The organism is Bradyrhizobium sp. INPA03-11B (genome assembly GCF_040446015.1).
Classification (GTDB): Bacteria; Pseudomonadota; Alphaproteobacteria; order Rhizobiales; family Xanthobacteraceae; genus Bradyrhizobium; species Bradyrhizobium macuxiense_A.
In genome coordinates this window covers 37899-63673 of record NZ_JASGSR010000013.1, presented here as the reverse complement: position 1 = coordinate 63673, position 25775 = coordinate 37899, and the positions used below count along the sequence as shown (strand labels likewise).

The following is a 25775-nucleotide window of genomic DNA, read 5'->3' as shown; positions in this document are numbered from 1 at the left end:
GCGATCCGGTGCATTTCTTGGATCAATGCGATGCTGGCAGATCCGCGGCGCAGTCGTCTGATCCTGATCAATCCCGGGCGTACCAGACCCGGGACAATATCGATCGACCGCGCTGTAGACCGACAGGAGAGCCTTGCACTCCTGCCCGCGGTGTTTCAGGTGTTCAGCATTACGCTCAACCTCGTCGGAGAGCACGAGCCTTCGTGGGCCGGCCAGTTGCCTGGTGTTGTCACGATACCTGACGCGGATCCTCTGGAGCTGTGGCACGATGCGCGGTTTATCGCGAGCCTGACAACCTCGAATACCAGTCTGCTATTTTTGGGGGGAGCGTGGCTGGAGGAGGACGTGCTCATCGCCGCGCTCGAGGGCGCAAAGCTCGGTTACGACGTACGAATACTTGCCGATCTCTCCATGGCGCGCCGGGAGGCGGACCGCCAGCTTGTGCTCGATCGTCTTGCGCTGCACGGAATTCTGACAACGACGCTCCGCCAGACCCTGCTTGAATGGGCGGTATGCCTTGGTTGTCCGATCGCAAGGCAGAACGTGCAGCAGCTTCTGATCGATCCAAGGACCGAGCTGTCCTAGTGCATCCGCCAGCCGGACGATGCCGCGATGGACTCGCGTCCCCGTCAAATCGCCGCGCGATCAACGTGACGTCAGCACTCTCGTAAGAGGCAAGATCCGCTCTTTGCGCAGATGGCCTGCAGGATGGGAGCATCATCGTTTGGAAGAGGTGTTTTGGAAGGGCACCAGGAGCCTATTGGCATTGAGGCTGGCGACGCCCGCAAGCAACCAGGCTTGCGGGGCGGGCTCTCGTGAACCGAGCCCGTCCGCGGTCTCGGCCTTTGGCGTCGATCCCTGGCGCGAACTTCGTGCGCGCTCGACGTGGCGACCGGGCGCTTCAGAGGGCATCGAGCGCAATGGTCGACCGAGGTCGCTACGCCGTCACAAGCGCTTCTTGGCGAGCCGGCCGCATGCGCCCGGCGCATTTTGTAGCCCGCGGACGGCGGGGTGGGCGGCGCTCCCGTGTAGCCCCGAACCGGCAGGCCGCAACCGCGCCATTTCAAGGCAGTCCGAGACGAGTGCTTGCATGGCGCGGTCCTCCGCTGCCGCTCCGGCCGTTCCGGTGCTGCCCGCCGCCTGAGTTCGGGGCTTTCCGTCCGCTCTTCGCCGCCCACCCCGCCTTCCGGGGGCAGGGCGTGGAAGAAGGACGAACGGAGATCATCATGTCCAGGCGTTTTACGCGCAATCACGCCAGCAAGGCGAAGCCGAGCCTCTATGAAGAAGTCACCGCGCGGATCATCGCCGATCTGGAGGCAGGGACTTTTCCCTGGGCGCAGCCTTGGGCGGCGGGCTCGAGCGATGCCCGGCTTGGATTGCCGCGCAACGCCGCGACCGGCCGGACCTATTCCGGGATCAACATCCTGATCCTGTGGGCACAGCTGTTCGATCAGGGCTTTGCCTCGCAGCGTTGGCTTACATTCCGGCAGGCGACCGCCATGGGCGGAACCGTGCGTAAGGGCGAGCGTGGTGTCGGGGTCTGTTACGCCGACAAGTTCATTCCGAAGGATCGCCGATCTGAACCGACCGATCCGGCGGCAGCGCAAGACGACCGGCACGAAGCCGACGCAGTCCCGTTTCTGCGCCGCTACATCGTGTTCAACGTGGCGCAATGCGAAGGGCTTTCCGATCGCTGCATTGCGTCCGCTCCCGCATTGCCCGAGCCCCAGATCGTGCCCGAGGCGGAAGCGCTCGCGCGCGCAACGCTCGCCGATATCCGTCATGGCGGCGAGGAGGCGTTCTATGCCCCGCGCGAGGACGTGGTCTGTCTGCCGCCGCAATCGGCCTTCTTCGACCAGATCAACTACTACCGCACGCTGTTTCACGAACTCGGACACTGGACCGGTCACCATCGCCGGCTGAACCGCGATCAGAGCGGCGCCTTCGGGTCGACGCTGTATGCCGCCGAGGAGCTGGTCGCCGAGGTGACAACCGCATTTGTCTGCGCGTCGCTGTCTATCGTGCCGACAGTACGGCATGCCGACTATATCGGCAGCTGGATCGACGTGCTGCGCGCCGACAACCGCGCGATCTTTCGTGCCGCAAGCCAGGCCTCAAAAGCCGCCGACTTTCTGCTGGCCTTCCGCGCACCGGTTTCAGAGAACGCAGACGATCAAGCGCAGCACAGCCCGGACGCATAGCCGTCCCCTCGCAACGGGCGCAAGCCGCCCGCTGGGACGGGAGGTCGCTGCTGCCGATTCGTCGGAAACCGCCAGGGTGCAGCGAATCATCCGCGACTGCCTGAACGGCGAGGGACGGAACAAGACCGGCGGCTGAGGCCGCCGATTGGGCTGCGGCGGCCTCCGCCGCGGCCGTTTGCCGGAGTCTCCGAGTCGTGAATCAAACCCTAACGGCCCAAGAAATAAGCCTGAGGCGGCGGTGGTGCGACTCAGATTAAGAGTCGGGCTCGACCCTTCGGAGCAAGTGACGGAGCCGGCCCATGCAAAATGCATTCAGCGTATTTGTTGACGGCAGTGCCATGGTAGGGCGGTGTATCGCGCACGTTCTGGTCGGAGGGACGACGCTCGCCGCCACCGTCATGGTGTTGGCGCGGGTGGTTTCCTCGCTGACCGTTGGCTCACCGTAGGACGTGGCCCAGTCAGGTGGGGACCGGCGTTTCCAGACGATTGCGACCGTGGCATTCAATTGGCCGAACCGGACGTCCGGGCGGCGGCCGGCTCTCGGCCGAGCGCTCATCCTGCTGTTTACCGCCGCCACGCTGGCGGGCCCCGCCCGCGCCGGCGACGCGACCGGGCAGGCGAGCGTGATCGACGGCGACACCATCGAAATTCGTGCGACGCGCGTGCGCCTCTTCGGGATCGATGCCCCTGAACACGATCAGCTGTGCCATAACCGACACGGCGAGCGCTATCGCTGCGGGCAGATCGCATCGAATGCGCTTGCCGCCTTCATTGGCAGGCAGACGGTAGCCTGCGTCGAGGTCGACCGCGACCAATACGGGCGGACGGTCGCGGTTTGCTCCGCCGGCAAGGTCGACCTTGCCGACTGGCTGGTGCGCGGCGGGCTTGCGATCGACTGGCCGCGCTACAGCAAGGGCGACTATGCGGCCGCCGAGGCCGAGGCGCGCGCGAAACAGACCGGCATGTGGAGCGGACGATTTGTCGAGCCCTGGCGCTACCGTCAATGCATCACAGCTGGAGGCCGTCCGGGTGCCTGTTCCAGCGGCGCGAACAGTGGGACACGACAAGGCATGCGGCCGTTGGAAGCGCATTAACGTGATGGCTGAAGCGGCTGACGGCGGCGAGAGACGGGACCAAAAAAACCGGACCCATGTGCATCAATCCAGAGGGCTCTTGGGCCATGTGCACATGGGGCCGGTCTGATCGTCGCCGCGTCATTTGCCGGGGGAGCATCCTTTGATGCATCCGGCGCCGACATCGACGCGATGCCGCGGCAGCTTGAAGCGCGGAAAGCCGCGCTTACTTCTTCATCTTCTTGGTCTTCTTGGCGACCTTCTTGGTTGCCTTCGCGGTCTTTGCCTTTTTCGCTTTCTTAGCCATGTCGTCCTCTCGGTTTTGTGTTGGCCTGACGCGTTCGCGAGCACCGCAAGTGGCGCACGCATCATCAAGCTAATCCGATACTAGCAAAATTGATACCGTGTTGGGTTAACGCGGTCGTTCGAGCGTTGCGGTTGCATGACGAGTAGGCAGTACAAGCGTCTCACGCGTGCTGCACGGGCGGATGCTCGCGACCGGCCGACACCAGGAGCGCAATGCGAACTCGTCAGCGACCACCGTCACGGAAGGCTGTCAGGCGTGCGTCCGGCACGCTCGGGCGGAGGCTGTGGCGAGCCCACATAGTCCTTGCGGTCGCTTCCCCTCGTGCGGATTTAGCCCTGCGCCGATTCCGAGACCCAGGATGACGACGCGGAGCCTGCGTGTGTCCGCGGTCTTGCCGCGGTTGGGCACGCTGCTGATGCTCGTCCGTTGGATGGGATCTTACCCTTGAGACCGGGCGCCGATCCGGACCATCCGGCACAGTCATGGCTGCGCTCCTTGAGCCTTGAAGGGACGATCTGCTGCTTGCGGGCGTGACGACCTATGGGAAGCGCTCCGCCGTCCGAAACCCTCGCCATCTCCTTTTTTTGCCCGCCGCTCCCTTGCGGTTGCGGCTCCTCGCGGCCGCTTCGCTTTCAAAAAACTCGTTCACTCGGGTGCGCCGCTGCGCTTCGCCCCTGACGGGTTCGGCGGCGGTTCGTTTCCCATCACGGTCTCGCCATCGCAGGGGATCGGCCTCTGCGGCATCAAAGGAGACAAACCATGACTGCGATCGGATACGTCACCAAGACCGAGAATGGCGGCTACAAGGGGCAGCTCAAGACCGTGTCCATCCGGGCCGACATCGAGATCGTGCCCAACCGCGACAAGGCCGCGGATACTCACCCGGACTTCCGGGTCGTCACCCAGGGTGTCGAGATCGGCGCGGGCTGGATCCGCCGCGGAGAAAACAGCCGCAAGGACTACGTCAGCCTGTCGCTGGCCGCGCCCGAGTTCGGACCGCGCAAGCTCTACGCCAACCTCGGTCGCGCCGCCGGCCAGGACGACGAGAACGTCTTTGCGCTGATCTGGAACCCGGCGGACTGACGCAAGCCTCATGGCCTCCGCGCCCCCAGCGCGGAGGCCACCTTGGCGCCGCAATCGCTTTCGACCATCGTCGCAGACGACTCGCCCGGGGGCTGCGCTTGGATCGACAAGGCTTCAGTGGCCCATGGCCGAACGCAGGCGTGGCGGGCGGCCGCGATGCAATGGATGCCTATGATTCAAGCGACTGGGCCTGGGAATTCCTCCGCCGCAACCCGGACTATGCCAAGGGTTGGCGCGCCTCGGTGCCAAGGCATCTTCCTTGCATCACTTTGTCCGACGGCACGAGGCTGCTGCGCCTGCGGCGGCGCTATCCGCACGCCGAACGATGGGGGCTCTGCGCCTTTGCCGATCCCCGTGCTCCGGCCCGGGCTGCTCCGGTCTTCTGGCTGCCATCCGCCAACCGCCGCCCGGTTCGCGCCCGCTGCAGGCCATCCGATGGCGTCAGTGGCGGTCGAACCTCACCGCTTGCAGCGTTCAAGGTTGACCGTTCGGTGACCATCGGTGCCAACGGGATTGCCGTGGTGATGCTGAAGGGGCAGGGCATGAACGTAGCCGTTGAACTTCACGATGTCGGGGTCCTGACCCGGCCGTCCCGCCTGGTGTTCGAGCTCGACGGGCTCGACGATCTCAACAGCCAGACCGAGCGGCTCAGGACCCTGCAGCGCTTCGAAAGGCCCGAGACGGCTCGCACCGGACGCTCGCCATTCGCCAATGATGAGCGCCTTTATCATGCGCTGATCGCGCTCGATGAAAGCATGGCAGGCAAGACCTATCGCCAGATAGCGATCGCGATCTTCGGCGAGCAACGCGTCGCCGACGAATGGAGCGGGACGAGCCAGTTCCTGAAAGACCGCACCCGCCGTCTGGTTGCCAAGGGCCAGGAACTGATGAGCGGTGGCTATCGCGAACTTCTCGCCTGACCGGACCGCGCTTCCCCTTGTGGGGTGGCGACAATTTCCCGGGCCATCTTCGACACTTCCATGAGCATTCGTCCTTGACGAGGTTTCCTCTCGCTCTCGCATTTTGCGGGCATGACAGGGAAACGTCGATGATGACGGAAGGCGAGAAGAAAGAGTCCGACTCTCCATTTCTGAACACGACAGAGGCGGCCGCCTGGCTGCGGCTGACCAAGAACACGCTTGAAAAGATGCGGGTCCAGGGCACAGGGCCCAACTATCGCAAGCATGGACGCTACGTCCGTTACGACATCGAAGACCTCGTCGACTATTCGAAGGCCAGCAAGCGAAAGTCGACCTCCGATGATCGCTAGATCGCGGCGCTTGCGCACAAGGGCCGCCGTGCTTGCGGTCATTTCCGTGTCGATAGTCGCGACCATCGTCGCGTCGGCGCCACATGCGCCGCTCGTCCTCTACAACGGGTCGGGCAGTGCGCCGCTCGGGTTCTATCGCCTGGAAAATCGCCTGCCCGAGCGCGGCGAGATGGCGGTGATCGAGCCGCCTGCGCTGGTCGAGTTGATGCTGGTTGCGCGTGGCCTCTTGCCGCCCTCCGTGCCGCTCATCAAGCAGATTGCCGCAGCCGGCGGCGACGAAGTGTGTCGCTCGGATGAGCCCAACGGAACAATTGCCATCAACGGAAAGGTGGTCGCCGAGACCTTCGAGAAGGGCAGAGATGGCCGAGCGCTGCCGGCATGGAAAGGCTGCATGAGGCTGATCGAGGGGGAGTTCTTCCTGCTACAAGCGCATCCGAATTCGTTCGACTCGCGCTACTTCGGACCGGTGCTCAGATGCAATATTCTGGGCGTGGCGCGTCCCATCTGGACGTGGAATCCTGACAACTGATGCGGCATGCAATGCCGATTGTGCGCGCTCCCGGAAGGGAGCGCGCATCGCTTATGTGCGCTTCCATCCCACGCGATCGTTGATCACGGCTTCGGCAACCGGAAGAGCCTGTCCATTGAGGTCCAGGGGCCGAAAGAGCAGAACGGGAGAGCAAGATTAAAGCACTGGCGCTCGACGAGCTCCAAGCCCTTGTCTGCACATCCAGGAGTTGGCGATACGGAGCGACGCGATGTCGCCAATGGCGCTTCAAGGCGGTGCAAGTGCTCACCGTTCGCGTCTGCGACTTGGCGATCGCCCACCGGCTTCACATATCCGCGGTCTTCTCAGCCGGGAGCTCGCGACATGCATGACGTCGATGACGACGAACTCAAACCCAAGCTCGGCCGGATCGGCAACCGCAAGGCCAGAAAGCCGACCGGATATCTCCGAAGTGTTCGCCAGGCCGCAGAACGCGCCGGTCCAAGAGTCGATCGCGGGTCGAATTTCTCGGGCGGCCGCATCGGCCGCGGTTACGCGCAAGGTGCGGTGCTTGCCGGGCGAGGCCGGAGCAAGGGGCGGCGCCGGGTCGTGATCAAGGCACGGATCGTACGCATCAAGGCCGGCGATACGGGCGCCGTCCGGGCGCATCTGCGCTACGTGCAACGCGACGGCGTGACGCGAGAAGGCGAGCCCGGAGAACTTTACGACGTGGGGAACGACCGGGCCGACGGCAAAGCGTTTACTGAACGCAGCGCCGGCGACCGCCATCAGTTTCGCTTCATCGTGGCACCCGAGGATAGCGCCGAGCTCTCCGACCTAAAACCATTCATCCGTGATCTGATGCGGCAGATGGAGAATGACCTCGACACCAGGCTCGACTGGGTCGCGGCGGATCATTTCAATACGGGGCACCCGCATAGCCATGTCGTGCTGCGCGGCAGGGATGATGCGGGGCACGACCTCGTCATCGCACGGGACTACATTGCCCACGGCCTTAGGGCGCGCGCTGCGGACCTTGTCACCCGTGAGCTCGGTCCCGAAACCGAGATCGAGGCCGCACGCAAGCTTCAACGGGAGGTAACAGCCGAGCGGTTCACGCGGCCTGACCGGGGTATCCTGCGTGACGCCCGGGATGGCGTTCTTGAGCTCGTTGCACAGGCCGCGCGCGATCCGGTCTGGCACACGATGCGGATGGGCCGGCTACGGACGCTCGAGCGGATGGGATTGGCGGCAGAAGACAAGCCCGGCCGCTGGCGTCTTGACGCCGAGCTCGAACCGAAGCTCAGGCGCATGGGCGAGCGTGGCGACATCATCAAGACCATGCATCGCGAGCTGACCGCGGCGGGAATCTCGCGGGCGTCAGGCAGCTATGCGATCTTCGATCCACAGCGTGACAGTGAGCGCCTGATCGGACGGGTCGTCGGCGAAGGGTTTGCGGATGAGCTGACGGAGCGTCGCTATGTGGTGATCGATGGGGTCGACGGGCGGACACACTATGCCGAGGTCGGCGTTCTCGGGGCTAACGAAGAGCTGCCCGCGCGGAGCACGATTTTGGAGCTTAGGCCGCGTTCCGCGGAGGCTCGCCAGATCGACCGGACCATCGCTGAAGTGTCCGCTTCCAATGACGGCCTTTACAGCGAGCGCCTGCACCGGGAGCTCGATCCCCAGGCATCGGGTGAATATATCGGAACCCACGTCCGGCGACTGGAGGCAATGCGTCGGCAAGGGATGGTGAGCCGCCTTGCCGATGACGGCTGGAAGGTCGGCGAGGACTATCTCGATCGGGCGCTTCGGTACGAAGAACTCCAGCGCGCGCGCAATCCATTCCGCGTCGCGGTGCTGTCATGGCAAAGGCTCGAAGAGCTGCCGCAAGCGGTCGGTGCGACCTGGCTCGATCGCAAGCTCCTCGGAAAGGAAACGGGCGGCCTCGCGTCAACCGGCTTCGGAGCGGAGGTCGAGACGGCATTGCGGGCGAGACGGCAATGGCTGATCGAACAGGGGCTCGCACGAGAGGAAGGAGGGCGGATGCGTTTTGCGCGGAACATGCTGCGCGCCCTTGAGGAGCGCGAGCTGGCGGGAACCGCGGCGGGCATTTCGGCTCGCACCGGGCTCGAATATCGCAACGTCAGGGCGGGCGACAACCTCGGCGGAGTCTACAAGCGGATGCTGACGCTCAATAGCGGGCGATACGCGCTGATCGAGCAGTCGCGCGAATTTGTCCTGGTGCCCTGGCGGCCGGTTCTGGAACGCGCGCGTGGACAATTCGTCAGCGGCAGCGTTGGCGGAGCGGGCATTTCCTGGTCAATCGGAATGAAGCGGGGCATTGGCCGCTAGCCCGAGCCTCCCGTCAGCCCGGTGCGAGTCCGACCCTGTATCGCTGCGCAAGCCGCCAGAACCAGTCCTGATCGAGGTTGGTCTGTCGATCGATTTCTCTGACCGAGCTGCGTGCGCGATCAAACAGCGCATAGCAAAGGCCTTCGTCGTCGTGGCGGGCGTAGTAGGCGATGCCGTCGGGACTGAGCGGATGGTCGAAGAGCGCCTTCGACCAGGCCTGCGGCGCGTCGTAGGGCAATCCGCCATGGACCACCTCGGCGGTCGCGCCGAGAATGGCGAGTGAGGGACCGGCCAGTCTGATCAGCGCCAGATCTTCTGTAATCTCGAGACGCGCGTAGGCCTTGCGACGGAGCAGGCCGGTATCGAGCAGGGTCCGTCCCGGCACGCGGAGGAACGTCTCTGCGAATGCGCCAAAAGGCTCTCGAGCTGCATAGAGAACGCCGTAGCTTCCGTCGGGAGCGTTCAGCCGGCCAAGACGCGAGGTGTCGAAAAAGATCGGGTCGTACTCGGCCGTGTAGAACCGATGTACGACCGTACCTCGCCGTAGCCGGACCGGGCGAGGACGGCGGCGATCGAGATCGCCGGGCGGCAGTGGAGCGGTCACGCGCCTTGCTGAGCCATTCGCCGGGCGGCCTCGACCACAAGTTCAACCTTGCCTTCCCGGAGCAGGTCGATCGGCTTGCGGCCGCCCAACCGATCGTCTGGCTGAGCCAGGAAATTCAGAACGGTCCAGGGGTTGTTAGTTGGCAGGGCGTCCTGAACCGACTTGAGTCCCTCGACGACGGTGCCGTCGACGTTGAACTGGAAGGTCGGAAAGCTCCGGTGGTTACTGGGACCGGGAACGGCAAGGAGGCTGCCTTCCTGCACGCGCTTGTCGACGGCCTGCCGGGAGATTCCCCGCAGGAGCGTTCTGACCTGCTCCAGATCATACGCGCCGCCAGATCGCCGAAGATCCTCCTGCGCAATACGGACGCCTTCAAGAACGGCGAGCGCGCGGGCATCGGGCGTGAACGCGTCCTTATTGACGACAGCAGCTTTCTTTGCGGCTTCGGAGAAGAACCGGAACGCCTGACCCGTCAATTGCTTGTTTCGCTCACGCACCTTCTGCAGCGCGGTCGCGCTTTTGGAGACAATCGCGACCTGCGCATCGGCGGGAAGCTCCAGGCTCTTCAAAGCGCCGGGCTTCTGCTTAAGTACCATCATCACGCCGTCCTCATGGACGGACAGATCCTCGGTACCGGAGGGCTTTGACTGTGCCTTGGACATGAGCTGAACTCCAACCTGAATATTGGGCGCGTGTGCAACTTTGTCAACTTTGACAAAGCTTGATTTGGGTATTATGGTAGTTTTGATTGGCTTGTGATGAATTTCCGGCGGAATTCCCGCAAATCATGCGGAGAATAGGGCCGCCAATCTCCGCACGCGCCCGCATTGCAAGATCGATGGCGAGTTGGGCAGTCCGTCGCGCAGCGATGCTTTGGCCGACGCGGGCCGACGCGCGGCCCTTTCGGGCCGGCAGTCGATGCGACCATCGATGTGAAGGCGTGAGCGGCCTCGTTCGATTCGTTTCGTCACCTCGGGGCAGGCCGTGCGACGAGCTATCCGGGGCGAGGCCGGACCGGTGATCAAGTTTGATCGTGCCGTTCACCTTCAATTGAGGCGCTTCCTCAACCACGCTGAGACTGCCGCAGCAACGATTTCACTTCGATGGATATGATCGAGCCGGATCTCGTTGCCGGCGACGATTTTTATTCAGGTTGAATGCGAGCCGCCATCCCGCTTTTCATCTCGCCGCGCTCGTTGCGCGCGTCGAGTGAGGCGGAAAATGTTTCCGGCAAAAATCTATGTCGGCCAGATCGCGGTCGTCTTCGGCATCGTCGTTGCATCGACATGGGGAGCGACGCAATGGACGGCGACAGCGCTCGGATTTCAGGCGCGGCTTGGTGCACCGTGGTTCGCCATTGGCGGCTATCCGGTCTATCTGCCCTGGCGATTGTTCGAATGGTGGTTCGCATATGAGGCCTACGCGCCCGAGATATTTGAGGAGGGCGGGGCCATCGCGGCGGTTGGCGGCATTGCGGGCGCGCTGTTTGCAATCGTCAATTCGGTGTGGCGGGCGCGGCAAAACCAGCTGGTCACGACCTACGGCTCCGCGCGTTGGGCAAAGGTGAAGGAAATCCGCGCTGCGGGTCTGTTCGCAGGCAAGGGTGTGTTTCTCGGACGTTTTGAAGATCACTATCTGCGTCACGACGGACCCGAGCACGTCATGTGCTTCGCGCCGACCCGGTCGGGCAAGGGCGTGGGGCTCGTGCTTCCGACGTTGCTGTCCTGGACTTCATCCGCGGTCGTGCATGATATCAAGGGCGAAAACTGGGAGCTGACCTCCGGCTGGCGCTCGACCTTCTCGCATTGCCTGCTCTTCAATCCGACCGATCCAGCAAGCGCGCGCTACAATCCATTGCTGGAGGTCCGCAAGGGTGTGGCCGAAGTCCGCGATGTCCAGAACATTGCCGATATCCTGGTCGACCCGGAAGGGGCACTGGAGCGCCGAAGCCACTGGGAGAAGACCAGCCACTCGCTGCTGGTCGGCGTCATCCTTCATGTACTCTATTCAGAGCAACAAAAGACGCTGACCCGCGTTACCGAGATCCTCGCTGATCCAGCGCAGTCCTTCGAGAAGACGCTGCGGATCATGCTGGCCACCAACCACCTCGGAACCGAGGCCGATCCCAAGGTTCATCCGGTCGTCGCGGCCACCGCGCGGGAGCTCCTCAACAAATCTGATAACGAGCGTTCCGGTGTGTTGTCGACCGCCGTGAGTTTCCTTGCCCTCTATCGCGATCCGGTTGTGAGCCGCAATACCGAGAGCTGCGACTGGCGCATCGCCGACCTCGTCACGGCGGATAAGCCGGTCACGCTGTATCTGGTCGTGCCGCCGTCAGACATCAGTCGCACCAAGCCGCTGATCCGGCTGATCCTCAATCAGATCGGCCGCCGGTTGACCGAGTCCTTGAACATCAAGGCAGGCGAGGCGAAGCATCGCCAACTTCTCCTGATGCTGGATGAGTTTCCGGCTCTCGGGAGACTCGACTTCTTCGAAAGCGCGCTCGCCTTCATGGCCGGTTACGGCATCCGCGCCTATCTGATCGCCCAATCGCTGAACCAGATCGCAAAGGCCTATGGCGAGAACAACGCGATCCTGGACAATTGCCACGTCCGCATCGCCTTTGCGGCAAATGATGAGCGCACCGCCAAGCGCATTTCGGATGCACTCGGCACCGCGACCGAGCTACGGGCTCAAAGGAACTATGCCGGTCACCGGCTCGCCCCCTGGCTTGGCCATGTCATGGTGAGCCGCCAGGAAACCGCCCGGCCGCTGCTCACTCCGGGCGAAGTGATGCAGTTGCCATCCGACCAGGCCATTGTGCTCGTCTCGGGGCTGGCGCCGGTTCGGGCTCGCAAGCTCAGGCACTATGAGGATGCGAATTTTGTAACGCGCTTGCATCCGTCGCCGCGCCTCGATGCCGGTGAATGCCGCGACCGTCCGGCACCGCGTCCCAACGACTGGGATCGCCAGATCCGGGCCGTTGATCTTCGATTGGCAACGCTTCCGTACCGAGACCTCATGCAGGCATCGACGGAGGAGGGCGGGCTCAGACAGCAGCTACCGCTGTTTGAGGAAGCCGATCCTCGAGCCGAGGCGGCGCGGTTTGCCGAGGAGCGGCTGCTCGACGACGAGGCAGATGTCGCGGCAGATCGCAACCAGATGCAACGCGCGGCAAGCGCCTCCGGCACCATCCGCAGCGCGCACGCGGTCACGCGCGATGACGACGATCTTCTTCCCGCATTCTGAGGGCACTCCCAATGAAACCAAAACTGTCCGCCTATGTCTCCGACAGCGTGGCGCAGCGGCTCGAACTGGCAGCCAGACGGCCCGGCACCAACAAGTCGGCCATCGTCGACGCCGCCCTTGATCGTTTCCTCAATCCGGAACGGGACGCGAGCGGTGACGCAGCCCTTCTGCGCAGGCTTGACCGCATGAACCGGCTGCTTGATCGAGCGGAGCGTGATCTCTCGATCATGGCGGAAACCATCGCGCTCTTCGTTCGCTACTACCTGACAATCACGCCGCCGTTGCCCACCGGAGACCAGGACGCCGCTCGCGCGTTAGGGCGCGAGCGGTTCGAGATGTTCGTCGCGCAAGTCGGCAAGCGTATCGCTTCCGGCGGCCGGCTGGTGGCCGACGTCATGGAACAGGTCTCGACGTCAAATCCGGACCTGTTCATGCGGCATCTGGAGGAGGGCGCGCCGCTCGGCGGCGGTGAGGGACAGAGTTTGACCGAATCCCGCCAGCACCATGCGGCAGGTCAGCAGCCGGGGCCATCTCCGGCTGGGCGAGAGGAGGCCGGCCATGTCTGACCTTCTCTCGCCCGAAACCCGCGAGCGCCGCCGCGGCATGTTGCGGACCGCGTTGGGGCCGGCGATCGCGCTGGCCCTGGAGGAGGCCGAAGTTGTCGAGGTGATCGTCAACCCCGATGGCAGGCTGTGGCTCGAGCGGCACCGCGCGGGACGGGCTGATACCGGTGTCATTCTGACGCCGCAGGAGTCGGAGCGGATCATCCGTTTGGTCGCGAGTCATGTCCGGGCCGAGGCAAGTGCATCGTACCCGATCATCTCGGCCGAGCTTCCCGAAACGGGCGAGAGGTTCGAGGGCGTCCTGCCGCCGGTCTCGCTCGCGCCGTGTTTTGCCATCCGCAAGCCTGCAACGACGACGTTTCTCCTGTCCGATTATGTCAGGGCGCAGATTGCCTCGCCCGCGATGGCCAAGGTGTTGGCGTCAGCGGTCATCGAAGGCCGTAGCATCCTGGTTGCGGGCGGCACCGGATCGGGGAAGACGACGCTAGCCAATGCGCTCCTGGCGGAGATTGCGCGCCTCGATGAGCGAATCGTCATCATCGAGGACACGCGCGAGCTGCGCTGCGAGGCCAAGGATGTGGTGACGCTCCGCACCAAGCCCGGCGTTGCGAGCCTCGCAGATCTCGTGCGTTCCACGCTTCGCCTTCGTCCTGATCGCATCATTGTCGGCGAGGTGAGGGGCGCCGAGGCTCTCGACATGCTGAAGGCCTGGAATACAGGCCATCCCGGTGGGATCGCTACCGTTCACGCCAACTCGGCGCGCGCGGCGCTCTACCGGATCGAGCAGTTGATCCAGGAAGCCGTGGCCACCGTGCCGCGTCGGCTCATCGCCGAGGCGATCGACCTGGTCGTGTTCATCAGGGGGCGGGGTCCCGCGCGCCGGATCGAGGCGATCGCCGACCTCAAGGGTCTTGATCCTGCCGGCGATTACCTCCTGGAGACGCCGCCCGGTCTCCCAAACGCCTCCCATCGTCCCTGATCCGCACGGAGAGTACGACATGCCTTGTTTGTTTGGTTCAACGGCGCGCTTCTGCTGTCATCGCGCTTGCAAGCACTTCCTCATCGAGCTTGGAGCAGGCGTCGCCTACATGGTTCTCACCGCTCCGGCCGTCCGCGCGGCAGGCTCAGGCATGCCGTGGGAGGCGCCGCTCGAGCGCATTCTGGAGTCGGTGCAGGGACCGGTCGCGAAGATCGTCGCTGTCATCATCATCACGGTGACCGGCATTTCGCTTGCCTTCGGCGACACCTCGGGTGGCTTCCGCAAGATGGTCCAGGTCGTCTTTGGCCTCTCCATCGCGTTTGCGGCGAGCTCCTTCTTCCTGTCGTTCTTCTCGTTCGGCGGTGGAGCGCTGATCTGATGCGTCCGGATGGCTTCGAACTCGTGCTTCACCGCTCGTTGACCGAGCCCATTCTGATCGGTGGTGCGCCGCGCTCTGCGGCCATCCTGATCGGCACCCTGTCGGCCGTGCTGGCGCTTGGCCTGCGGCTCTGGCTCGCGGGCCTCGTGCTCTGGGTCGTCGGGCACACCGTCGCGGTCTGGCTTGCCAAGCGCGATCCCGCCTTTGTCGAGGTCGCAATCCGTCACACCAAGCACAAGGCTTCGCTCGCATGCTGAACTTGAAGGAATTCCGCGGCGATGCGTACCGGCTGGCGGACTGGCTGCCTTGGGTCTGCCTGATCGCTCCAGGTGTCATCCTGAACAAGGATGGTAGCTTCCAGCGCACGATCCGCTACCGCGGACCGGACCTCGACAGCGCGACCGAGGCCGAACTCATGAGCGTCGCGTCGCGCGTCAACAACGTTCTGAAGCGTTTCGGGTCCGGCTGGGCACTCTTCTTTGACGCCACTCGCATCCCGGCCTCGGAATATCCTCGGTCCGAGTTTCCGGATGCGGTATCCTGGCTGGTTGACGAGGAGCGCCGCGCCGCGTTTGCGGGTGCCGCCGGGGCGACATGGGAGGATCCGTCACGCCCCGGCGGGCAGCACTTTGAGAGCGTGCTGCACCTGACCTTGATGTACCTGCCGCCGGCCGAGAGGGTCTCGCGTCTCGAGAGCCTGTTCCTCGAGCGTCCGAGGCAGAAGGATCTGCGAGTCCGAAGGAACCGGTCTGCTCGTCGCGGTCCTCTGGTCAGTGACGCTGAGCGAGGGAAAGAACCGGCAGAAGCCAACATCCGTGACACCCAGATCAAGGGCCAGAACGCAGAGCGGAGCGAGCATGGCTATCGCGAACACCTCCAGCAGTTCGTCCAGGAAACCGACCGGGCAATCGATCTCCTATCGTCGGTCCTACCGGAGATCTGGCCCCTCAACGATACGGAGACGCTCACCTATCTTCATAGCTGTGTCTCGACCAAGCGTCATCCGGTCAGCGTGCCCGAGATTCCGGCCTATCTCGATTGTTTCTTGAGCGATGAGCCGCTGACCGGGGGATTGTCGCCGGCAATCGGGCGCAGCCATCTTCGCGCGCTGACCGTCCTTGGGTTCCCGCACATTACCTTTCCCGGATTGCTGGACGAACTGAACCGGCTTGGTGTTGCTTATCGCTGGGCAACGCGATTTCTGCCGCTCGACCGCACCCAGGCCAATGCCGCGCTGTCGCGTTACCGGCGGCAATGGTTTGCAAAGCGGAAGTCGCTCGCCGCGATCCTGAAAGAGGTCATGTTCAACGAGCAAGCGGCGCTACTCGATACCGACGCCAGTAACAAGGCGCTCGACGCGGACGCCGCGCTTTCCGAGCTCGGCGATGATCTGGTTTCCTTCGGCTACATCACGACGACGGTCACCGTAAGTGACGAGGACTCGCATCAAGCAGACGAGAAGATCCGTGCGGTCGAACGAGTGATCAACAACCGCGGATTCACGACCATCCGCGAGAGCGTCAATGCGGTCGAGGCCTGGCTCGGTGGTCTGCCGGGACAAGCCTATGCCAACATCCGCCAGCCCATCGTACATACCCTGAACCTCGCCCATATGTGCCCACTGTCGGCGGTCTGGGCCGGACCCGAACGGTGCGAGCACCTCGATGGGCCGCCGCTTCTGATCGCCAAGACCAAAGGGGCAACCCCGTTCCGGCTCTCGCTCTATGCCGGCGATGTTGGGCATTCGATCGTCGTCGGGCCAACTGGCGCCGGCAAGTCTGTGCTGCTCTCGATGCTGGCCTTGCAGTTTCGACGCTACCCGAATGCCCAACTAATTACCTTCGACAAAGGCCGCTCCGCGCGCACCACAACGCTTGCCCTCTCGGGTGTGTGGTACGAGCTCGGGGCCAAGGGCGGCATCGCGTTTCAGCCCCTGAAGGATGTTGCCGAGGAGGGGCCGCGGCTTTGGGCGCTCGATTGGCTTTGTGGCGTGCTGGCCCATGAGCGGGTGACCATGACGCCGGAGCTCAAGGAGACCATCTGGTCGGCGCTCACGAGCCTCGGTACTGCGCCCGTGCCCCAGCGCACGATAACCGGGCTCGTCGCCTTGCTCGCCCGGGATGCCCTGCGTCAGGCGCTCCAGCCTTATACGCTGGAGGGACCGTACGGCCGCTTCCTCGATGCGGATGCCGATCATCTTTCGAGCGCCGATGTTGTGACCTTCGAGATGGAAGAGCTGATGGCGCTGCCGCACTTGGTCGCGCCTGTGCTCACTTATCTCTTCCACGCCCTGGAGGCGCGTTTCGATGGGCGGCCGACCCTGCTCGTGCTCGACGAAGCCTGGGTTTTCCTCGACGACCCGTTGTTCTCGAACCGGATTCGTGAGTGGCTGAAGACACTGCGCAAGAAGAACGTGGCGGTGATCTTTGCCACGCAGTCGCTTGCCGATATCGCGGACAGCGAAATCGCCCCCGCGATCATCGAATCCTGTCCGAGCAGGATCTTCCTGCCAAATTCTCGTGCTCTTGAGCCGACCCAGACCGAGACCTATCGACGCTTCGGCCTGAACGACACCCAGGTCCGCCTGATCGCCGAAGCCTTTCCCAAGCGCGACTACTATCTGCAGTCCCGCGCCGGCAACCGCATGTTCGAGCTTGGCCTTGGACCAGTCGCGCTTGCCTTCGTGGGGGCGTCCTCGCCAGCGGACCAGCGCGTCATTGACGCGGTCCTGAGCCGTACCGGGCCGCACCAATTCGGGGAGCGCTATCTCACCGAACGCGGCCTGCATTGGGCCGCCAACCTGATCAGCACTTTCGAGCAAGCCCACAAGGTCTGACCTCAACACAAATCCCTGGAGTCCTTCATGATGGAACGTCTCGGCCGCATGCTCACCGGTACAACCGTAAGGATTATCATGACAACGATGCTATCGTTCGTCATCGCCGTGAACGGGTCGCGGCGGCTCGGGGCGTTCGATATAGTGTTCGATCCTACGAACTACGGCCAGAATCTCCTGACCGCCGCGCGTGCGCTTGAGCAGATCAATAATCAGGTGAGGAGCCTGGAAAACCAGGCGCAGTCGCTGCTCAATCAAGCCAGGCACCTCGCGAGTCTCCCCACCAGCGTCGTCGGTCAGCTGACATCGACGATCCATCAGATGAACGGTCTGATCAGTCAGGCAAAGAACATCTCGTTTGATGTTCAGACGACGCAGCAGGACTTTCAGCGGCTCTATCCCCGGCAATACGCGGCGGCGATCTCGTCCGACAAATTGGTTCAGGACGCGACTGCACGATGGGACAACAGTTACGACGGGCTGAAGCAGTCACTCACCGTTCAATCGGCCATCGTCAGTGGCTTGGATCAGGACGGCCAGACCCTGCGGACCCTGATGGCCAGGTCGTCAGCTGCCGTCGGCTCCCTGCAGGCTCAGCAGTCGGGGAACGAGCTTCTTGCCCTGCAGATCAAGCAGTCGCTGCAGGCTCAGGCATTGATGGCAACGCAGGCTCGCGCAGAAACGTTGCGGGCCGCCGAGCAGCAGGCTTCGGCCGCTGCCGCAAAGGAGCGGTTCATCCGCTTCATTGGCGACGACCATGCCTACGCTGGCGGCAAGTAGGCGAGGGCACCATGGCTGACCTTTCCGTCATTGACCGCTTTACCGAGACCTTCTCCCGCTACATCGATTCCGGATTTGGTCTTCTGTCTGGCGAAGTCTCGTTCCTCAGTTCGACCCTGATCGGCATCGACCTGACGCTAGCGGGGCTTGCCTGGAGCACACGTGGCGATGACCAGATCCTGGTCACGCTGGCCAAGAAGGTGCTCTATGTCGGCGCCTTCGCGTTCATCATCGGCAACTTCAAAAGCCTTGCGGACATCATCTTTGCGTCGTTCTCTGGCATCGGATTGAAGGCCGCTGGCGGGAGCTTAAGCGCTTCCGACCTGGCGCGGCCGGGCTTTGTTGCGGCTGCCGGATTCACGGCGGCACATCCGCTGCTGGAGGAGACCGCCCAGTTCACGGGCTTCGACGTCCTGACTAACCTGCCAACCATCCTGACCCTGCTGTTCTGCTGGATCCTGATCGTGCTTGCGTTCTTCGTGCTCTCGGTGCAGCTCTTTGTGACGCTGATTGAGTTCAAACTGACGACGCTGGCAAGCTTTATCCTGGTGCCGTTCGCGTTGTGGAGGAAGACCGCCTTCCTCGCGGAAAAGACCCTCGGTAGCGTCGTAGCGTCGGGCGTGAAGGTGATGGTTCTCGCGATCATCATCGGCATCGGATCGACCATCTTCGGTCAGCTTGCGGGAACGCTGATCCGGCCGATCGACATTGCCTCAGCCATGAGCCTGCTGCTAGCGGCGCTCTCGCTGCTCGGCCTCGGCATCTTTGGTCCCGGGATCGCAGCGGGCCTGGTCTCAGGCGCCCCTCAACTGGGAGCCGGAGCGGCAGCCGGGACGGTGGCGGGTGCAGCAGCGGTCGCGATCGGCGGCGGAGCGGCGGCCGTCGGCGGTCTGCGCTTAGCAGCGGGCGGTTCAATGGCTGCCGTTCGATCCGCGGCATCGCTCACGGGGGCATCTTCGGCCGCGGGCGCGCCAGCGCGGGCTTTCGCCATCGATCAGGTCTCCAGCGGTAGTGCTGGAGGTACTGCTGGGCCAGGTCGCGCAGCGGCCTCGTCGGCGCGGGGACACGCGCGGGAAGCGGCACAAGTCGCCGCTCATACCCTGAAGGAAGGTGACAAAGGCGGACATTCGTCGGGCCCGAAACTGGAAGGAGAGTAGGAGATGGCATCTCACCCGTTTCAGCGCGTGTCGGTTCGCTATGGCGAGACGCCGGAGCCGGTCACGCCCTATCAGAAGGCAGCCCAGGTCTGGGACGAGCGGTTGGGCTCCGCTCGTGTTCAGGCGAGTAACTGGCGCCTCGCTGCGCTGGCAGCCATCGGCCTGTCCGGCGTGCTTGGATTGACGATCTTTACCGAGATCGCTCGCTCGGGTGTCGTTCCCTACGTGGTCGAGGTCGATCGGCTCGGTGAAGTCCGAGCCGTCGGACCGGCGATCGAAGCCTACCAGCCGTCAGACGCGCAGATAGCGCACTTTCTTGCGCGCTTCATCGAGAACGTGCGCTCGCTTTCGATGGATCCGGTCATTGTCCGGGCAAACTGGCTGCGTGCCTACGACTTCGTCACCGATCGCGGCGCACAGGCGTTGAACGACTACGCTCGGGAAACCGATCCGTTCACCAAGATCGGGTCCAAGACCGTGACCGCAGAAGTCACCTCCGTGGTGCGCGCGTCCGGCGACAGCTTCGAGGTCCGCTGGAAGGAAAACGCCTACGAGAACGGCGCGATCGCAAAGACCGAACGCTTCACGGGTCTTGTCACCACGGTTCTCAAGCCGCCCGCAGATGCCGAAACGCTGCGCAAAAACCCTCTCGGACTCTACGTCCATTCGCTCAACTGGTCGCGCGACCTTATTGGAGATGCCAAATGAACACTGTTGCCTTCAATAAGCTCGCGTCGACCAGCGTCCTGGCCTTGTCGATTGCACTCTGTGGCTGCGCCACCAAGCTCAACCTTGAAGCGCCCTATGATGAGATGAGCTTCGAAAAGGCGCTCCCGGAGACCGACCCGCCGGCGCCGATACAAGTGGTCGAAACACCGAAGGTCTTGCCTTTGCCGGGTCAATTGAAGCCCGTTCCGGCAAAGGCGGGTAAGGAGGAAAAGCTCCCGCCGGAACAGGCGGTCGCCAAGGCCAACAAGGCGGCGAGGATGGAGCCAACGCGTGCCGGATATATCAACGCCATTCAGGTCTACCCCTGGACGGAAGGCGCACTCTACCGGCTCTATGCAAGCCCGGAAAAAGTCTCGACCATCGGGCTTCAACCGGGCGAAGAACTGGTGGACGTCTCCACCGGCGATACGGTGCGCTGGGTGGTCGGCGATACTTCGAGTGGACAAGGCAACTCCCGGCGGGTGCACATCCTGGTCAAGCCGACGCTGCCGGATATCCAGACAAACCTCGTCGTGCTGACGGACCGGCGGGCCTACCACCTCGAGCTCGTCTCGACCAAGCAGACCTATATGGCGTCGATCTCCTGGACTTATCCGACAGACACGCTTGTAGCGCTCCACAAGCAGAACGTCGCCGCTCAGGAAAGCGAGCAGCGGATCGCCGATCGCGGGGTACGCCTCGACAACCTGAATTTCCGGTATCGCATTGAAGGAGACGATCCACCCTGGCGGCCGGTGCGTGCATTCGACGACGGTCGCAAGGTCTATATCCAGATGCCGTCCGGTCTCTCACAAGGGGAGGCGCCACCCTTATTCGTTGCCGGCGCCGATGGCCGGCCGAACCTCGTCAACTACCGGGTTCGAGGTTCCTACTACATCGTCGACCGGATGTTCGGTGTCGCTGAGCTCCGCCTTGGTGAAGATCCCCAGCGCATCGTCCGGATCATTCGTATTGACGCGCGTCCCGTATCGCAGAGCTTCAGCAGCACGGGGAATGCCTCATGACGACGGGGTTCGACCGGGATCCTGAGCCGCTTGAACTACGAGCACGTCCGCGGCCAGTTCGGCGGCTCAACAGGCGCGCCCTCATGACCGGCTGCGCGATCGCCGCGTTGTTGATTGCCGGAGCGACGCTCGTGGCGCTCCGACCGCAGTCCTTCAAGCAGTCGGTGCGGACGGAGCTCTTTAATACTGACCGCAAGCAGACCGCCGAGGGGTTGAGCAGGCTGCCAAAGTCCTACGAGGAACTGTCGCCATCGATCCCGCGGCTTGGACCGCCGTCGCCGGGGGACGTCGGGCGGGCATTCGTCGAAAACGAGAAGAAGGCCGGTGTGGCGTCGGATACGGGCTTCCGGACCAACCCGGAAGAAGACGCCGAACGGGCCGAGCGGATCCGGCAGACCCGGATCGCCCAGCAGGCAAAGGAGTCAGGATTGTTCTTCCGCCTGTCGGAGAAGCAGGACAGGCGAAGGCAGGCAAGCATGACCGAAGTGGCAGCTGCCGCCCCATCTGCGTTCCGGCCATCAACCACCGATACGGGACCATCAGCCGCCGAACTCGCCAAGACAGCGCAGGCGATGGTCGATCGATCCAGTGAGATCGTTCCTTCGTCGCAAGCACGGAAGCTCGCCTTTGTGGGAACGAAAGCTGACACGGAGACCACCAATCCGCATACGCTGAAACCTGCACCATCGACCTATGCAGTCATGGCCGGGTCGATCATTCCGGCTAGCCTAGTTACGGGGCTCAATTCGGATCTGCCTGGAGCGACCATCGGCCAGGTCACAGAGAACATTTTTGATACGGTTTCTGGCGAACACCTTCTTATCCCGCAAGGTGCGCGACTCGTGGGCAAATACGACAGTATCGTCGCCTTTGGCCAGAAGCGGGCGCTCGTCGTTTGGACGCGGCTGATCTTGCCCAACGGAAATTCGATCGTGATCGAGAATCTTCCGGCTACCGATGTCGCAGGCTATGCCGGGCTCGAGGATGAGGTGGACTTCCACACTTGGCAGTTGCTCAAGGGTGTGGCTTTGGCGACGTTGATCGGGGTGGGGACCCAGCTGTCAATCGGCAACGACGAGAGCGATCTTGTGAAGGCGCTGCGGGAAAGCACGCAGCAAACGACCAATCGTGCCGGCCAGCGCCTGGTCGAGCGCGAGCTCGACGTACAGCCGACGATCACGGTGCGGCCGGGTTGGCCACTGCGGGTGATTGTTTCGAAGGATCTGGTGCTGAAGCCATACCAAGATGTTCAGACGGTCACGAAAGGCAGGTAACGGATGAAGCTTGCGAAGCTGCCTGATCGGACGCCCGTTAAGATGAGTGTCATGCTGCCGCCAAGCCTTGCCAAGCGGCTAAGCGAATACGCTGATTTCTACGCTGAGACTTACGAAAACCGAGAAGACGTCGCAGAGTTGATACCGTTCATGCTAGCAGCATTCCTTGATAGCGACGCAGCATTTAGAAAGATGAAGGTCGGCGGGACCAGCTCTTCGTCGAGCAATGAGTAGCCACCGCCGTTATCTGCTTGCTTTTGGGTGGCTATGAAGCTGCTAGTGTCTTGATGAATTCCTCTAGAGTCGGCTGCGGCGACGTCTGTAGCTTGTGGAGCTCTTCTGGTTTCAGCTTCGTATAGCGCCGCAGCGTCCGCCAATCCTTGTGACCAGTCACTAGCGCGACTTTCTCGATCGGTAGTCCTGCTTCGAAGAGTCGACTGGTGCCCTCGTGCCGCAGATCATGAAAATGCAAATCCTCGATCTTCAACTTATCGCAGGCCCGCGTGAATGACGCGCTAATTGAGCGATGGTTGTACGGGAATACGCGACCTTGACCCCTGGTGACGATGCGTTGCTGGAGCAGGATCTCCCAGGCATCATAGCCAGTCAGATTAAGAAGCGGGACTTTCTGATCATTGCCATCTTTCTTTCGCGGGTCTTTCCGATCGATGATCGTGAGAACCCGCGTTTTCATATCGACGTGGGGCCAGTCGGGTCGACAAATCTCCTCTTGCCGCATTGTGGTTGCGACCGCGTAGCGAACGATGCGCCCCATCGGAATGACCTGTCGCGGGTTCGTCTCGAAGTAGTCGATGAGCTCGTCGAGTTCATCCTGGGTGGGACGTCGATCTCGCTCATCCGACTTTCCGACGAGACCCAGATGCTTCAACGCGAAGCGCGCCAGGCGAACCCCCTCGGCAGAAACTTCGATGCCGTGAACGGCCGCCGCGTGTGTCGCGATGGTCCTGATGAACGACATATCGACCGAAAGAGTCGCGGGGCCAGCACCTTCCTTTGCGCGTTTTCGCCCGTAATCGATCAGTCGCTCCCGGTTGAGCCGGGTTAATTTGACGGATCCGAGGTCCTCCTTCAGTGCCTCCAGGACGGCCGCCTTGGAACGCCGAGGAGGACGTCCGACTTCGTGCATATCCTCGAGATGAAGGTCAATGATGTCGCCGAAGGTTTGGGCTTTTACGGCGGCGCGCGGTTTAGGTGACCCACTGCGGTCGATGTTGCGCTCCATGTCGAGCGCCCATTCTTCGCCATCCTTGCGGCGGCGGAAGGTCTCTGCCACATATCGGGTCTTGCGGCGGACCTGGACCCGCCAGTTCCCTGACGGCAACTGAGTGAAGCTGGCCACGGCCGTGTGCACTCCCCAAATCGTGTGCGCTACGTGTGCACTGACAGGTCAAAACGGGTACAAACGTGTGCAAATTCGGCTAGCTTGAGGCGCACATGTTCATGGTTCTTCCTATTGAAGACTAAGGTAAATAATTGAAATCGCAAGACTATCGCTTTTCTGTGGCCCCGATGATGGATTGGACCGACCGGCATTGCCGGGTCTTCCATCGCCTGATGTCGCGGCGGGCGCGGCTCTATACGGAGATGCTGACCACCGGTGCCGTGATCCACGGCGATCGGGCGCGGCTGCTCGGCTTCGATGTCAGCGAGCATCCGGTGGCGCTGCAACTCGGTGGTTCCGATCCGCGCGATCTGGCGACCGCCGCGCAGATCGGCGAGGATTTTGGCTATGACGAGATCAACCTCAATGTCGGCTGTCCCTCCGACCGGGTGAAGGACGGCCGCTTCGGCGCCTGCTTGATGGCGGAGCCCGCGCTGGTCGCCGAAGGCGTTGCGGCGATGAAGCGCGCGGTGAAAATTCCTGTCACGGTGAAGTGCCGGATCGGCATCGACGACCAGGATCCGGAAGTTGCGCTCGATACGCTGGCGCGCGGGGTGATCGCCGCGGGCGCCGATGTGCTGGTCGTGCACGCGCGCAAGGCCTGGCTCAACGGGTTGTCGCCGAAGGAGAACCGCGACATCCCGCCGCTCGACTACGATCGCGTCTATCGTCTCAAGGCGGCGCTGGGAGATGTGCCCATCATCATCAACGGCGGCATCACGGGCCTCGCTGAAGCGAAGCAGCATCTGGCGCATGTCGATGGCGTGATGCTGGGGCGGGCGGCGTATCAGGAGCCGTGGCGGTTGCTTACCGTAGATTCCGAGCTGTTCGGCGAGACGTCGCCGCACGCGACGATGAAGGACGTGTTCGCAGCGATGCTGCCCTATATCGAGCGGCAACTGGCCGAAGGCACGCGGCTGCATTCGATCACGCGCCATTTCGTCGGCGCCTTCCATGGCGTCCCCGGCGCGCGTGCGTTCCGCAGGCACCTTGCGGAGAACGGCGTTCGGCCGGGCGCTGATATCAACGTGCTGTGCGATGCGATCGCGCTGGTCGACGATCGCGCACGCACGGCGGTGGCGGCCTGACGCGACGGACTACGGCTTGCGCTGACGCCGCATGACGTCTTGTGCCACCTTCAGGAAGTTGAAGAGGTGCGGCATCCGGTTGTCGCGCCGGTAGTTCAGCGACAGCGCGGTCCCCGGATTGTGTCCCTCATAGGCGCGGTAGGCGACGCCGGGGCGTTCGGCCTGCGAGACCGATTTCGGCACCAGCGCGATGCCGACGCCAACCGACACCAGGCTGATCGCGGTCTGATAATCCTGCGCCAGCACCTGCGATTTCGGAATGAAGCCTTCTTCGAGGCAGATGTTGAGGATGTGGTCGGCGAAGCTCGGGCGCGGCTTGCGCGGGTAGAGCACGAACGTCTCGGCCTTCAATGCCGAAAGCCGCGTGACCTGCTGCTCGAGCAGCGGCGAAGTGTCTGATAGTGCGAGGATCAGCGGCTCCTGCAGCAACGGCTCCGACTTCAATTCCTCGTCTTCGAGCGAGGGCCGCGCGACGGCGATATCGATCTCGCGCTGGATCACCGCGCGCTTCTGCTCGGCATTGTTCATCGCCGACAGCGCGAGCTCGACATCGGGATAGGCCGAACGAAACGCCTTGATCACGTTCGGCAGCACGCCATAGGTCGCCGATCCGACGAAGGCGACGCGCAGGTGCCCCGAAAAGCCTTCTCCGATCCGCTTGATCTCGCGATGGGTGCGGTCGAGCCGCTCCAGCACGTCGCGCGCACGCTCCAGTAGAACGCTGCCGGCCTGGGTCAGCCGGATCTGGCTTCGACTCCGGTCGATCAGCATGACGCCGAGATCGCTTTCGAGCTGCGCGATCTGCCGGCTCAGCGGCGGCTGGGCGATCGCAAGCCGCGAGGCGGCACGGCCGAAATGCAATTCCTCGGCGACGGCGACGAAATAGACCAGCCGCCTGAGGTCCATGACATCGTCGCGCTCGGTCACGGTCAGCCGGACATCTGTTCGCACACTT

The 25775-nt window shown here is 63.1% G+C and carries 25 protein-coding genes; 21 read left to right on the top strand and 4 right to left on the bottom strand.

Features of this window, described 5'->3' with window-relative positions:
* Nucleotides 1-30 precede the first annotated feature (30 nt).
* The 8 genes from QMZ05_RS07835 (at nucleotide 31) to rlxS (ending at nucleotide 8776) form a co-directional block, all read left to right on the top strand.
* Nucleotides 31-585, top strand: a complete 555-nt coding sequence (locus QMZ05_RS07835; protein ID WP_353700272.1) for a hypothetical protein — start codon at nucleotides 31-33, stop codon at nucleotides 583-585.
* A 641-nt stretch (nucleotides 586-1226) separates the two neighbouring features.
* Nucleotides 1227-2201 (top strand): zincin-like metallopeptidase domain-containing protein, encoded by a 975-nt coding sequence (locus QMZ05_RS07830; protein ID WP_353700302.1) that lies wholly within the window; start codon nucleotides 1227-1229, stop codon nucleotides 2199-2201.
* A 494-nt stretch (nucleotides 2202-2695) separates the two neighbouring features.
* Nucleotides 2696-3295 (top strand): thermonuclease family protein, encoded by a 600-nt coding sequence (locus QMZ05_RS07825; RefSeq protein ID WP_353700271.1) that lies wholly within the window; start codon nucleotides 2696-2698, stop codon nucleotides 3293-3295.
* 1045 nt (nucleotides 3296-4340) lie between these two features.
* On the top strand, nucleotides 4341-4664 hold the full coding sequence (locus tag QMZ05_RS07820) for a DUF736 family protein (protein WP_353700270.1): 324 nt from the start codon (nucleotides 4341-4343) through the stop codon (nucleotides 4662-4664).
* A gap of 140 nt (nucleotides 4665-4804) precedes the next feature.
* On the top strand, nucleotides 4805-5584 hold the full coding sequence (locus QMZ05_RS07815; protein ID WP_353700269.1) for a DUF2285 domain-containing protein: 780 nt from the start codon (nucleotides 4805-4807) through the stop codon (nucleotides 5582-5584).
* Nucleotides 5585-5712: 128 nt separating this feature from the next.
* Nucleotides 5713-5934, top strand: coding sequence for a helix-turn-helix domain-containing protein (locus QMZ05_RS07810; RefSeq protein WP_353700268.1), 222 nt, complete (start codon nucleotides 5713-5715; stop codon nucleotides 5932-5934).
* Between the two features lie 28 nt (nucleotides 5935-5962).
* Nucleotides 5963-6463 (top strand): S26 family signal peptidase, encoded by a 501-nt coding sequence (locus tag QMZ05_RS07805; RefSeq protein ID WP_353700267.1) that lies wholly within the window; start codon nucleotides 5963-5965, stop codon nucleotides 6461-6463.
* Nucleotides 6464-6805: 342 nt separating this feature from the next.
* On the top strand, nucleotides 6806-8776 hold the full coding sequence (gene rlxS / locus QMZ05_RS07800; RefSeq protein WP_353700266.1) for a relaxase/mobilization nuclease RlxS: 1971 nt from the start codon (nucleotides 6806-6808) through the stop codon (nucleotides 8774-8776).
* A 13-nt stretch (nucleotides 8777-8789) separates the two neighbouring features.
* Here the strand turns inward: rlxS and QMZ05_RS07795 are convergent, their stop codons facing one another.
* Nucleotides 8790-9380, bottom strand: coding sequence for an RES family NAD+ phosphorylase (locus QMZ05_RS07795; RefSeq protein ID WP_353700265.1), 591 nt, complete (start codon nucleotides 9378-9380; stop codon nucleotides 8790-8792).
* Nucleotides 9377-10042 carry a hypothetical protein gene (locus tag QMZ05_RS07790; RefSeq protein ID WP_353700264.1) on the bottom strand — a complete coding sequence of 222 codons (666 nt, stop codon included), beginning with the start codon at nucleotides 10040-10042 and terminating at the stop codon, nucleotides 9377-9379. Before QMZ05_RS07790 ends, QMZ05_RS07795 begins: the two co-directional genes overlap by 4 nt.
* A gap of 559 nt (nucleotides 10043-10601) precedes the next feature.
* Here QMZ05_RS07790 and QMZ05_RS07785 point away from each other — a divergent pair.
* The 12 genes from QMZ05_RS07785 (at nucleotide 10602) to QMZ05_RS07730 (ending at nucleotide 22564) form a co-directional block, all read left to right on the top strand.
* On the top strand, nucleotides 10602-12629 hold the full coding sequence (locus QMZ05_RS07785; protein ID WP_353700263.1) for a conjugal transfer protein TraG: 2028 nt from the start codon (nucleotides 10602-10604) through the stop codon (nucleotides 12627-12629).
* A gap of 11 nt (nucleotides 12630-12640) precedes the next feature.
* Nucleotides 12641-13195 carry a CopG family transcriptional regulator gene (locus tag QMZ05_RS07780; RefSeq protein WP_353700262.1) on the top strand — a complete coding sequence of 185 codons (555 nt, stop codon included), beginning with the start codon at nucleotides 12641-12643 and terminating at the stop codon, nucleotides 13193-13195.
* Complete coding sequence (gene trbB, locus QMZ05_RS07775) at nucleotides 13188-14171, top strand: P-type conjugative transfer ATPase TrbB (RefSeq protein WP_353700301.1); 984 nt, start codon at nucleotides 13188-13190, stop codon at nucleotides 14169-14171. The genes QMZ05_RS07780 and trbB overlap by 8 nt, the downstream gene beginning before the upstream one ends.
* Before the next feature lie 109 nt (nucleotides 14172-14280).
* Entirely contained in the window at nucleotides 14281-14550 is a 270-nt protein-coding gene (locus QMZ05_RS07770) for a TrbC/VirB2 family protein (protein WP_353700261.1), read from the top strand.
* Entirely contained in the window at nucleotides 14550-14807 is a 258-nt protein-coding gene (locus tag QMZ05_RS07765) for a VirB3 family type IV secretion system protein (RefSeq protein WP_146991418.1), read from the top strand. The genes QMZ05_RS07770 and QMZ05_RS07765 overlap by 1 nt, the downstream gene beginning before the upstream one ends.
* On the top strand, nucleotides 14801-17386 hold the full coding sequence (gene trbE / locus QMZ05_RS07760; RefSeq protein WP_353700260.1) for a conjugal transfer protein TrbE: 2586 nt from the start codon (nucleotides 14801-14803) through the stop codon (nucleotides 17384-17386). Before QMZ05_RS07765 ends, trbE begins: the two co-directional genes overlap by 7 nt.
* 27 nt (nucleotides 17387-17413) lie before the next feature.
* Nucleotides 17414-18166, top strand: coding sequence for a P-type conjugative transfer protein TrbJ (gene trbJ / locus QMZ05_RS07755; RefSeq protein WP_353700259.1), 753 nt, complete (start codon nucleotides 17414-17416; stop codon nucleotides 18164-18166).
* An 11-nt stretch (nucleotides 18167-18177) separates the two neighbouring features.
* Nucleotides 18178-19323: a P-type conjugative transfer protein TrbL gene (gene trbL / locus QMZ05_RS07750; protein ID WP_353700258.1), complete on the top strand. Its 1146-nt coding sequence runs from the start codon at nucleotides 18178-18180 to the stop codon at nucleotides 19321-19323.
* A gap of 3 nt (nucleotides 19324-19326) precedes the next feature.
* Complete coding sequence (gene trbF / locus QMZ05_RS07745) at nucleotides 19327-20031, top strand: conjugal transfer protein TrbF (protein WP_353700257.1); 705 nt, start codon at nucleotides 19327-19329, stop codon at nucleotides 20029-20031.
* A complete protein-coding gene (gene trbG / locus QMZ05_RS07740) occupies nucleotides 20028-21056 on the top strand; it encodes a P-type conjugative transfer protein TrbG (RefSeq protein ID WP_353700256.1) in 1029 nt (342 codons plus the stop codon). The genes trbF and trbG overlap by 4 nt, the downstream gene beginning before the upstream one ends.
* 83 nt (nucleotides 21057-21139) lie before the next feature.
* A complete protein-coding gene (locus tag QMZ05_RS07735; protein ID WP_353700255.1) occupies nucleotides 21140-22330 on the top strand; it encodes a TrbI/VirB10 family protein in 1191 nt (396 codons plus the stop codon).
* 3 nt (nucleotides 22331-22333) lie between these two features.
* The gene (locus QMZ05_RS07730) at nucleotides 22334-22564 is read left to right on the top strand and encodes a DUF2274 domain-containing protein (RefSeq protein WP_353700254.1); all 231 of its coding nucleotides are present in this window, start codon (nucleotides 22334-22336) and stop codon (nucleotides 22562-22564) included.
* A 31-nt stretch (nucleotides 22565-22595) separates the two neighbouring features.
* On the opposite strand, the gene QMZ05_RS07725 is transcribed toward QMZ05_RS07730, so the two are convergent.
* Complete coding sequence (locus QMZ05_RS07725) at nucleotides 22596-23690, bottom strand: site-specific integrase (RefSeq protein WP_353700253.1); 1095 nt, start codon at nucleotides 23688-23690, stop codon at nucleotides 22596-22598.
* A gap of 134 nt (nucleotides 23691-23824) precedes the next feature.
* On the opposite strand from QMZ05_RS07725, the gene dusA reads away from it, so the two are divergent.
* A complete protein-coding gene (gene dusA / locus QMZ05_RS07720; RefSeq protein WP_353700252.1) occupies nucleotides 23825-24820 on the top strand; it encodes a tRNA dihydrouridine(20/20a) synthase DusA in 996 nt (331 codons plus the stop codon).
* Between the two features lie 9 nt (nucleotides 24821-24829).
* Here dusA and QMZ05_RS07715 read toward each other — a convergent pair whose 3' ends face one another.
* The gene (locus QMZ05_RS07715) at nucleotides 24830-25771 is read right to left on the bottom strand and encodes a LysR family transcriptional regulator (RefSeq protein ID WP_353700251.1); all 942 of its coding nucleotides are present in this window, start codon (nucleotides 25769-25771) and stop codon (nucleotides 24830-24832) included.
* Nucleotides 25772-25775: the final 4 nt, after the last annotated feature.